The following is a 9,180-nucleotide window of genomic DNA, read 5'->3' as shown; positions in this document are numbered from 1 at the left end:
AAATGAAACACTTAGTCTTTACGAATGGGTGCCCAGGTTGTACTTCCACCATAGTTGAATGTTCCCTCTGGGAGATTTGGCACGTTACATTTATTGACAAACTGGTTTGTGGGATTATCTGTGTTGCTACTCCCCGAAGGTTTAGGAACAGTTCCATTTAGTTGCGCCCACCGTTCCATAAAAAACCATAAGCCACTAAAAATTAAGCCAATGGTGATGATAGCAGCTAAGAAAAGACTAAGTGTTTCATTTTTTTGAGACATAGGTGGCTGTTAGCAGCAAGAGTTTTTAAAGTATCAGAGATAATAATTTATAAATAAGTCGAAATACGGCTGTTAAGGAAATCGCTACTAAGCCTGCTCCAACTGCTAAAAAAACTACTCCTTGAATGCCAAGCCCCCCTTGTAAAAAGGGCACAAACAAAATAATCGCAAAACTAATTGTTGGAATAATTAATAAATCGAACTTTTCAATCCACCGCCTAGTTTGGGCAAAAATTAGTATACCTAAAATCAGGGCGGAAGTAGCCAAAGTAATTATTGGTGATTTTACTAAACTGAAGAGGGCGATCGCTATCAATGCCCCTTCAAATCCACTAAATGCCGCCCCACCCAATAATTCCACTGTCGAAAAGGCTGGTTGAGTTGGTAAACGGCGGGGGACGACGGGACTAGAACTGGGTGGTTGTGGCAAAAGTGTTACAGAGGGCGAATTAAGTTGTGTATGGGCTTGAGCCGCCTGTGAGTTCAGTGCATCTAGAACTTCTTGGGCTGACTGAAAGCGCTGATTGGCAGCAGGTAGCAGCATCTTGTCTAATATGTCAGCAAGGCGAGGGCTGACAGTTACTTGCATTCGCCATTTCCATTGGTTACTATAGGCATCAAACAGTTGAACTGCTTCTTGATTTGTCAACAAAATAATAATAGTTACAGCCAAAGCGTATAAATCCGTAGATGGGAAGACTTGACCCCCAGCCATCTGCTCTGGTGGTGCAAATCCCATAGAATAAATTCCTGTGGAAGAAGCAGCAGAACCAAGTGCAGCATTTGTTACTTGCTTAACTGCGCCAAAATCTAGGAGAAAAAGTCTACCATCACGACGGCGCATGATATTAGAGGGTTTTATATCTCTGTGGATAATGCCTCTATGATGGACAAACTTTAGCACCTTTAGGATTTCTTGCAGCACCTCCAACACTTGCTGTTCAGAAAATTTGCCCTGTTGAACTAATTCTTCCTCTAAGTTTTGCCCATCAATGTATTCTTGTACCAAGTAAAAAAACTGGTCTTGCTGTCCTGGTTGCAAACCATTAACTATCACTGGAAAGAAAGCAAACAAGTCAGGGATTTGCTCGTGATCGTTACCAAGTTGTGCTAAAACATCTGCCTCTCTCTCAAACATCAACTGTGCTTGTTGCAGTTGATTTAAGGTTAAATTTCCCGCAGGTTGAAACTGCTTAACTACGCATTGACGCATTCCTGGTATTCGGCGATCGCGTGCCAAAAAGGCTGCTCCAAATCCCCCTCTTCCCAGTAGCTTCACGGGGACATATCGACCATCTAGCAGCAATGGCATACCACAGGTAGTACAGTATTTTTGCTGCGTTGTTTTCAGCGTCGTAATATCATCTAAATCGGCAAAATAGTTTTGTGGGCGTGGGCAACGTGGACGAGTACAGTAAACTTCCATTTTCGTGATTAGTCATTAGTCAAAATAATTCGTAATTGATAATACGTAATTCGTAATTCATTCAGGTTACATAAAAACTAAACTTCTTTATCAAGAACACGAAACTTTTTTACTGATGTCAAATTCTTAGCTTGCCTAAGCTAGGCTACGCGAAAAGCTATGAAATAATAATTACGAATTACGTTAGCGCAGCGGTAGCAAGTCCACAAGCATCATTACGAATTATTTAGTCATTGGTCATTCACAAAAAACATCAGACAAATGACGTAGACGCCCTAAGGGTAGGACTAATCACCAAATTTTAGTCTTCGGCGGAAGAGGTGGACGTCGTTATATCCAATGTAGTTATCACTATGCTTTTTTGTGCCAATGTTAACACATCTTGACTCCATCCAGGATTAGCAAACTGGGGTAAAATTTCCCGACTAAAAGCTTCTGCGGCCTTGGATCTATAGCGATTAGGATTAAAAATCAGCCACAGTGTCCGTTTGACGACAACGCCTTCAATGAGGGTACGGTGCAGAACACCCATTTGTAACTCTTTAGCGATCGCGCTAGTTGAAACAAAGGCAGCCCCTAAACCAGATTGCACAGCATTTTTAATTGCTTCAATGGAATTTAATTCCATTTCAACCTTAAAACGTCTGGTATCAATTTCACAGCGTGCTAGCACTTGGTCAATTACTTTGCGGATAGTCGATTGGGAATCTAGGGCAATGAATTGTAATTTGTATAGGTCTTCTTTTTGGATTTTTTCCAGTTTGGTAAAGGGATGAAAAACAGGTAAAATTAGCGCTAGTTCGTCTTCAGCGTAAGAAACAACTTCCAAGGATTCTGATAGTTCACCGGGAATTTCACCGCCGATAATTGCCAAATCAACTTGTCCGTTAGCGACACTCCAAGCAGTCCGCCGAGTAGAGTGGACGTGTAATTGCACTGCCACATCTGGATATTTTTGTCGGAACATGCCGATCATTTTGGGCAAAAGATAAGTGCCGGTGGTTTGAGAAGCACCGACAATTAAAGTACCGCCTTGGAGATTTTGTAAATCCTCGATCGCGCGGCAGGTTTCCTGACACAGACTGAGGATTTTTTCACCGTAACTTAGAAGTAGATGCCCTGCTTCGGTTAATTGGGCGCGTCGTCCTCCCCGATCAAATAGGGGGACATCTAGCTGCCGTTCGAGATTTTGCACTTGCAAGCTAACGGCAGGCTGGGAGACGTAAAGACTATCAGCGGCACGCTTGAAGCTTCCTTCTTGTGCGATCGCTTTGAGGATACGTAACTGATCTAAAGTGAAAGGAAGGTCAGACATAAGGCTCAAACCACAAACTTTGAAAGGAGCGGATGCACACAACAAATCAGGTTTGGCAGCAATCAGCCAGGTATGATTTCTTGCATATTAAACTTGAAACCTTGACTTGAAAAAGACAGTAGCACAACATCTTGACTAAAGTCTCCCTTTGAATACTTTGTGGTATTGGTTGTACTGAGTTCCATTTTCTTTAAATTATTTCACCCGTGTATATGCTGTTGATTTCTTGGTTGACACCCAGTCATTTTGTCATGCTGGGGCTACAAATAGTTTTTGCGATCGCTCACAGTGGAGGCGCTGCTTTGCGTCCTTGGGCAGAAAAATATATTGGCCCAAGGCTTTATCGCGTTTTCTTTGCATTAGTTAGCCTACCGTTGGCTGTAATATTAATTATTTACTTTTTTGGGCATCGCTATGATGGTTTGCAACTTTGGCAGGTACAAGGAGTACCAGGAGTGCGAGAATTTGTTTGGCTGTTGTCAGCTATCTCGTTTTTATTTTTATATCCTGCTACCTTCAATCTACTAGAAATTGCTGCCATTCAAAAGCCCCAAGTTCATCTCTACGAAACAGGAATTATTCGGATTACCCGTCATCCCCAGATGGTAGGACAAATAATTTGGTGTGTTGCCCATACTCTATGGTTGGGTACTACCTTTACCCTTGTGACTTCCATTGGATTGGTGTTGCATCACTTGTTTGGAGTTTGGCATGGCGATCGCCGTCTAAGCGATCGCTATGGGGAAGCCTTTGAAATTGCCAAACAACGGACATCAATTATTCCCTTTAAAGCAATTATCGACGGACGTCAATCTATCAAATGGCAGGAATTTTTTCGTCCTTCTTATTTGGGAGTTGTCATTTTCATAGCTTTGCTTTGGTTCTCGCACCCTCTGTTGCTGGAAGCAACTAGTAAGATAAGATGGGAAATCTAGGCGATCCCCAGTGTCAGCAGAAAATCCCAAATAGATGAGGATTTCAGCTTATCAATTGCTCTAAATCAATGTAGGATAAGTTAAAACATCTATCGATGGGGGTGGTCTGAGTCGAGTTTAAGATTTTAAATTGGTAGTTGTTGGGCAGTTGCTTTTCCTTGGGAAAAAATGGCAGATTCAGTCAGATCCCCAGGTGGCCACCGCAATCAGGAGCCTAACGTCCAAAAAAGCCACCGTGAGAGTCCCGCTGGCTTTTATTGTCAGAGACACATCAACACGCTCAATTTTTGGCTAATTATTCTGTGTCCTGAGATTTGGTTCCTGAAAGCATCTATCGGCGGTTACTGACTTGCCAATCCTTCACTTTAATATAAAAACCTTATAATCCAAGAGGCGTCATGGTGTTGTCGGTTAGTGAGCGGACATTTACTCAAGAAGTTTTAGAATCACCTATTCCTGTTTTAGTTAATTTTGAAGCACCTTGGTGTGGCTTATGTCGGATTATCCACCCACTGTTATTGCAATTTCAAGCCCAATGTGGGGAAGAAATTAAATTAGTTGGGGTTAACGCCGATCAAAATTTTAAATTGTCTACTACTTATAGGCTCAAATCACTACCCACTTTACTATTGATTGAAAATGGCACTATTCGCCATCGCTTGGAATGCTTTCGCGGTAGAGAAGATTTACGTCTAGCTTTAGAAGACATTAAAGCTAGGTACACCAGTTGCCCGAAAATTTACAAGAGTTCAAAAACAGTGGACTTAGAGTGTCGGTCAGCCTGATGGATATTGGGCATAGGGCATAGGGCATGGGGCATAGGGCATAGGGCATGGGGCATGGGGCTAATGACTAATGACTAATGACCAATGACTAATGACTAATGACTAATGACCAAATCTAAAACCATGCTTAACACCCCACCCAACTCAGTCTTGGGTGGGTTATTTTATCCTAAAGGGTGTGTGTCACAATTATTAACAGTTCCGACACGTTAATTAAGAATTCTAAAAGTAGGCGTCAGTGATGGAAGTAATCTATCAGTATGCCTGGCTGATTCCGGTATTCCCTCTTCTTGGGGCAATGCTGGTCGGTCTAGGGTTAATCTCGTTGAATCAGGTGACAAACCGCCTCCGCCAGCTTAACGCTGTGGTGATTATCTCCATGATGGCAGCAGCTATGGGGCTGTCGCTTGCCTTGCTATGGAGTCAAATTCAAGGACATGCGTCTTATATTCGCACCTTTGAGTGGGCGGCAGCAGGTAATTTTCACCTGAGCATGGGCTACACTATTGACCACCTGACTGCCCTAATGCTGGTGATTGTAACAACGGTAGCGTTGTTAGTCATGGTTTACACCGATGGCTACATGGCTCACGATCCCGGTTACGTGCGGTTTTACGCCTATCTCAGTTTGTTTGGCTCTTCAATGTTAGGTCTGGTGGTCAGCCCCAACCTAGTACAGATTTATATATTCTGGGAACTGGTCGGGATGTGTTCTTACTTGCTGGTCGGCTTTTGGTTTGATCGCAAGTCAGCAGCAGATGCCGCTCAAAAAGCGTTTGTGACCAACCGCGTAGGCGACTTTGGTTTGTTACTCGGCATTTTGGGGCTGTTCTGGGCAACAGGAAGCTTTGATTTTAATGTAATGGGCGATCGCCTCGCCCAACTTGTCGAATCAGGTACTATCAGCAATTTTCTCGCTGTCCTGTTTGCGATTTTAGTTTTCTTAGGCCCAGTTGCAAAATCAGCCCAATTCCCCCTCCACGTCTGGCTACCAGATGCGATGGAAGGCCCCACCCCCATTTCTGCCTTGATTCACGCGGCAACAATGGTGGCGGCGGGTGTTTTCCTGATTGCCCGGATGTACCCAGTATTTGAAGACGTTCCAGCCGCAATGAATGTCATTGCCTTTACTGGGGCGTTTACGGCGTTTTTGGGGGCAACCATTGCCATTACCCAAAACGACATCAAAAAGGGCTTGGCTTACTCCACCATTTCCCAACTTGGTTACATGGTGATGGCAATGGGAATAGGTTCCTACAGTGCTGGACTATTCCACCTGATGACCCACGCCTATTTCAAGGCGATGCTGTTCTTGGGTTCAGGTTCTGTAATTCACGGTATGGAAGGTGTCGTTGGACACGACCCCGCCTTAGCGCAAGATATGCGCTTGATGGGTGGACTGCGAAAGTATATGCCCGTCACGGCAACTACCTTTTTGATTGGTTGCTTGGCAATTTCTGGTATTCCACCCTTTGCTGGTTTCTGGTCAAAAGACGAAATTCTGGGGAAGGCTTTTGAGGCTAACCCATTTCTCTGGTTTATCGGTTGGCTAACTGCCGGGATTACGGCTTTCTATATGTTTAGAATGTATTTCTCGACATTTGAAGGCAAATTCCGGGGTACTGACGAGAAAATCAAGGAAAAACTTAAGAAGGCTGCGGTGACAATTGTTCTGGAGTTAGAGTCAGAAGAACTAGCCCCGAATTTTGGGCCTGGGGCGATGAAGAAAGGAGAATTGGCGGCAACTAGTCAGCAGCATGACTCCCATGACTCCCACGGGCATCACAGCGACTCCCCCCACGAATCGCCGTGGACAATGACGCTACCGTTGGCACTGTTGGCTGTGCCTTCGATTTTAATTGGTTTGGTGGGAACTCCCTACGCCAATTATTTTGAAGAGTTTATCTTTCCTCCTAGTGAAACTCTCTCCGAAGTTATAGAAAAGGCTTCCGAGTTCAATCCGACGGAATTCTACATCATGGCGGGTGCCTCAGTCGGAATATCTTTGATTGCGATTACCCTGGCTTCGCTGATGTATTTGCGCCGTAAAATTGACCCGGCTGCGATCGCTGCTAAAATCAAACCACTTTACGAGTTATCCCTCAACAAGTGGTACTTTGATGACATTTACCATCGGGTTTTTGTCCTCGGCTTGCGTCGCGTAGCCAGACAAGTTATGGAAGTTGACTTCCGCGTTGTCGATGGTGCTGTTAACCTCACAGGCTTTTTCACTCTTGTTAGCGGTGAAGGTCTGAAGTACCTAGAAAACGGTCGCGCTCAATTCTATGCCTTGATTGTGTTTGGGGCTGTTTTGGGCTTAGTGATTGTATTTGGTGTTACCTGATTTTAATAGGGGTGGGCGGCTGTCCGCCCCTAAGTTTTTTAAGAGTCTAATTTAGACTCCTTTTTTTAGCTTGAATTCCTCAGCAGTGTTAACTGTTGAGGTTTTATGGTTTGTACTTCCAGTAAAATAAGAGGTACTGTACTAGAGAGTTTAGGTACTCACTATGACCCTTGAACAGCTTGAAGCCGAAGTTCTTGCACTTCCAAAAGATTCTCAAGTGATTTTATTAGCAAGATTACTGGAAAGATTGGGTCAAGAAAGTGGAATAGATCAAGAAATTGCGGCTAGTTGGGCTGAAGAAGCCCAGAAGCGTGATGAAGATATGAACACAAATCAAATTACTGGTATTCCGGCTGAAGAAGTGTTTCAACGAGTTCGTGCATCTTTACAATGAAAAGAATTGTATTTCATCCATTGGCAGAGCAAGAACTGGTTGATATCGCAAGTTATTACGAGGAACAAAATCAGGGGCTAGGGCTAGATTACTTGACAGAAGTACAAGGTGCAATCAATCTCCTTATGCGTTATCCTGCTGCTGGTGTAGTAGTTCGAGGATTTGTTCGTCGGCTGATTCTGCCTAAATTTCCTTATTCACTCCTATACCGTGTTGTTGATGATAATTTAATTCGTATTCTAGCCATAGCACATCACAAACGTAAGCCTGTGTACTGGATTGGTCGAGAATAGAATTCAGAAATCAATTAATAGGGGATTTAAACCCCCTAAATTTTGTTGTCGGGTTGCTGTAAGTGTGAGTGTGTTTTCATCGCTTCTAAACACTCTCATCTCATAGATTTTGTGATAAAAGCTGGGTTGCATCATGGTCGTGAAGTCCTGGGACAACTAGCCATAGCCACATCCGGCACTTGAACAACCGCAGCGATCGCAGTTCTTCAGGGAATATTTGATTTCTGTGACCTTGCCAGTGTCCAAGGTGTGCAAGTTGTTGTTTGGCGCAGGTTGGGCAGAGGTCGCCTGGTTTTCCTTGTTTATTGATTTCGGGTGGTCGTTTATTGATTTCGGGTGGTCGTTTATTGATTTCGGGTGGTCGTTTATTGATTTCGGGTGGTCGTTTATTGATTTCGGGTGGTCATTTATTGATTTTGGGTGGTCGTTTATTGATTTCGGGTGGTCGTTTATTGATTTCGGGTGGTCGTTTATTGAATTGGAGGTGTCATTCATTGAATTCAAGCAGTGGTTAGGGTGGGGTAAAACCCAGATTCTTGAGCAACTTCAGACTTGTGTGTACACCGTAGGCTTGGGAATGGGGGCAGGGTTTGCCGTCGAGTTCTCCGGGGATAATGCCGGAGCAAATTAGGCTGTCTGGGTATACGTTACCGTCAGGCGAGAGAAAGAGGGCTTTTGGTTCGGTGTTTTGAATATTCATGCTTGACTACTGCCAGAAGCAAATGCTATCCTGACAATATAATAAATAAATTACTAAGATGTCAATTAACTATTCTGAACTTTCTGGCTCTTTGTGATATCTAAATCCGGCTGCTTCAGCCACCAATTCCAAATGTTTGCAGGTAGAGCGAGGTATTACATAAAGACTATTTTCCCAATTACTGACTGTTTTCTGACGCACCCCAAGCCTTTCTGCAAACTGTACCTGTGTTAAACCCATGTGAAGACGCAGTGCTTTGATTAATTCACTATTCCACAGTACAGTGTCACCTTTAACCTGAACTTGAAAATTATTAGGAGGTTTATAAAATTTGATTTGCTGCTTATCAAAATCAACATCTTCAACCCTATATCCTGCTTCTATCCAAGCTGAAGCTTGTAATGCGCCTTTGCTACGATTACTCCACCATGCTCGTTTACTTTTTGCTGAATTGGGCAAAGTATCTTTTATTAAAGTTTCAATTTCAGCAAATGATAAAGTTATTTCATTTTGCTCACTGCCACGCAAAAATTCAAGGAGTGGCTGGTATTTACTGCCCTCCTTCATGTCACCTCTTCTTCTCCCAATATCATGTGTTCAATACGGGCTTTTGCTTCTGTGAGTAAATTTTCAGCTTCAGTATACAAACGTTTTGCTTCATTACGTCGCCTCTTTAATTCATCTACGATTACTTGCTGAATTTTCATAGGTGGAATGGGAACGCC

The 9,180-nt window shown here is 43.4% G+C and carries 11 protein-coding genes; 6 read left to right on the top strand and 5 right to left on the bottom strand.

Annotated features, from left to right (window positions below; genetic code table 11):
- Positions 1-11 precede the first annotated feature (11 nt).
- From LC574_RS13120 to LC574_RS13110, 3 genes are all read right to left on the bottom strand, one after another.
- Complete coding sequence (locus LC574_RS13120; protein WP_229453930.1) at positions 12-263, bottom strand: hypothetical protein; 252 nt, start codon at positions 261-263, stop codon at positions 12-14.
- 25 nt (positions 264-288) lie between these two features.
- Positions 289-1,689 carry a protein kinase gene (locus LC574_RS13115; RefSeq protein ID WP_229453929.1) on the bottom strand — a complete coding sequence of 467 codons (1,401 nt, stop codon included), beginning with the start codon at positions 1,687-1,689 and terminating at the stop codon, positions 289-291.
- Positions 1,690-1,990: 301 nt separating this feature from the next.
- Positions 1,991-3,004: a LysR family transcriptional regulator gene (locus tag LC574_RS13110; protein ID WP_229453928.1), complete on the bottom strand. Its 1,014-nt coding sequence runs from the start codon at positions 3,002-3,004 to the stop codon at positions 1,991-1,993.
- A 212-nt stretch (positions 3,005-3,216) separates the two neighbouring features.
- On the opposite strand from LC574_RS13110, the gene LC574_RS13105 reads away from it, so the two are divergent.
- The 6 genes from LC574_RS13105 to LC574_RS13080 all read left to right on the top strand — a co-directional run bounded on the left by LC574_RS13105 (position 3,217) and on the right by LC574_RS13080 (position 8,270).
- Positions 3,217-3,939, top strand: a complete 723-nt coding sequence (locus LC574_RS13105; RefSeq protein ID WP_229453927.1) for an NnrU family protein — start codon at positions 3,217-3,219, stop codon at positions 3,937-3,939.
- A gap of 398 nt (positions 3,940-4,337) precedes the next feature.
- Positions 4,338-4,724 (top strand): co-chaperone YbbN, encoded by a 387-nt coding sequence (locus LC574_RS13100; protein WP_229453926.1) that lies wholly within the window; start codon positions 4,338-4,340, stop codon positions 4,722-4,724.
- A gap of 241 nt (positions 4,725-4,965) precedes the next feature.
- Complete coding sequence (locus LC574_RS13095; RefSeq protein ID WP_229453925.1) at positions 4,966-7,068, top strand: NAD(P)H-quinone oxidoreductase subunit 5; 2,103 nt, start codon at positions 4,966-4,968, stop codon at positions 7,066-7,068.
- Between the two features lie 163 nt (positions 7,069-7,231).
- Entirely contained in the window at positions 7,232-7,462 is a 231-nt protein-coding gene (locus LC574_RS13090) for an addiction module protein (protein ID WP_118162842.1), read from the top strand.
- The gene (locus LC574_RS13085) at positions 7,459-7,755 is read left to right on the top strand and encodes a type II toxin-antitoxin system RelE/ParE family toxin (RefSeq protein ID WP_229453924.1); all 297 of its coding nucleotides are present in this window, start codon (positions 7,459-7,461) and stop codon (positions 7,753-7,755) included. Before LC574_RS13090 ends, LC574_RS13085 begins: the two co-directional genes overlap by 4 nt.
- Before the next feature lie 263 nt (positions 7,756-8,018).
- Entirely contained in the window at positions 8,019-8,270 is a 252-nt protein-coding gene (locus LC574_RS13080; protein ID WP_229453923.1) for a hypothetical protein, read from the top strand.
- Here LC574_RS13080 and LC574_RS13075 read toward each other — a convergent pair.
- Together LC574_RS13075 and LC574_RS13070 are read right to left on the bottom strand one after the other, a co-directional pair.
- Positions 8,267-8,455, bottom strand: a complete 189-nt coding sequence (locus LC574_RS13075; RefSeq protein WP_229453922.1) for a hypothetical protein — start codon at positions 8,453-8,455, stop codon at positions 8,267-8,269. The genes LC574_RS13080 and LC574_RS13075 overlap by 4 nt on opposite strands.
- 69 nt (positions 8,456-8,524) lie before the next feature.
- Complete coding sequence (locus LC574_RS13070) at positions 8,525-9,022, bottom strand: DNA-binding transcriptional regulator (protein ID WP_229453921.1); 498 nt, start codon at positions 9,020-9,022, stop codon at positions 8,525-8,527.
- Between the last annotated feature and the right edge of the window lie 158 nt (positions 9,023-9,180).

It is taken from the genome of Nostoc sp. CHAB 5715 (genome assembly GCF_020829685.1).
Lineage (GTDB): Bacteria > Cyanobacteriota > Cyanobacteriia > Cyanobacteriales > Nostocaceae > Nostoc.
Note: the sequence above shows the minus strand (reverse complement) of the source record. Positions and strands in the feature narration are given on the sequence as shown.

What these genes read in the sequence shown, in the direction of transcription:
- LC574_RS13105 (WP_229453927.1), top strand. Translation starts at nt 3,217, where the DNA reads ATGCTGTTGATTTCTTGGTTGACACCCAGTCATTTTGTCATGCTGGGG.
- LC574_RS13115 (WP_229453929.1), bottom strand. Translation starts at nt 1,689, where the DNA reads ATGGAAGTTTACTGTACTCGTCCACGTTGCCCACGCCCACAAAACTAT.
- LC574_RS13100 (WP_229453926.1), top strand. Translation starts at nt 4,338, where the DNA reads ATGGTGTTGTCGGTTAGTGAGCGGACATTTACTCAAGAAGTTTTAGAA.
- LC574_RS13120 (WP_229453930.1), bottom strand. Translation starts at nt 263, where the DNA reads ATGTCTCAAAAAAATGAAACACTTAGTCTTTTCTTAGCTGCTATCATC.
- LC574_RS13085 (WP_229453924.1), top strand. Translation starts at nt 7,459, where the DNA reads ATGAAAAGAATTGTATTTCATCCATTGGCAGAGCAAGAACTGGTTGAT.
- LC574_RS13070 (WP_229453921.1), bottom strand. Translation starts at nt 9,022, where the DNA reads ATGAAGGAGGGCAGTAAATACCAGCCACTCCTTGAATTTTTGCGTGGC.
- LC574_RS13110 (WP_229453928.1), bottom strand. Translation starts at nt 3,004, where the DNA reads ATGTCTGACCTTCCTTTCACTTTAGATCAGTTACGTATCCTCAAAGCG.
- LC574_RS13075 (WP_229453922.1), bottom strand. Translation starts at nt 8,455, where the DNA reads ATGAATATTCAAAACACCGAACCAAAAGCCCTCTTTCTCTCGCCTGAC.
- LC574_RS13095 (WP_229453925.1), top strand. Translation starts at nt 4,966, where the DNA reads ATGGAAGTAATCTATCAGTATGCCTGGCTGATTCCGGTATTCCCTCTT.
- LC574_RS13090 (WP_118162842.1), top strand. Translation starts at nt 7,232, where the DNA reads ATGACCCTTGAACAGCTTGAAGCCGAAGTTCTTGCACTTCCAAAAGAT.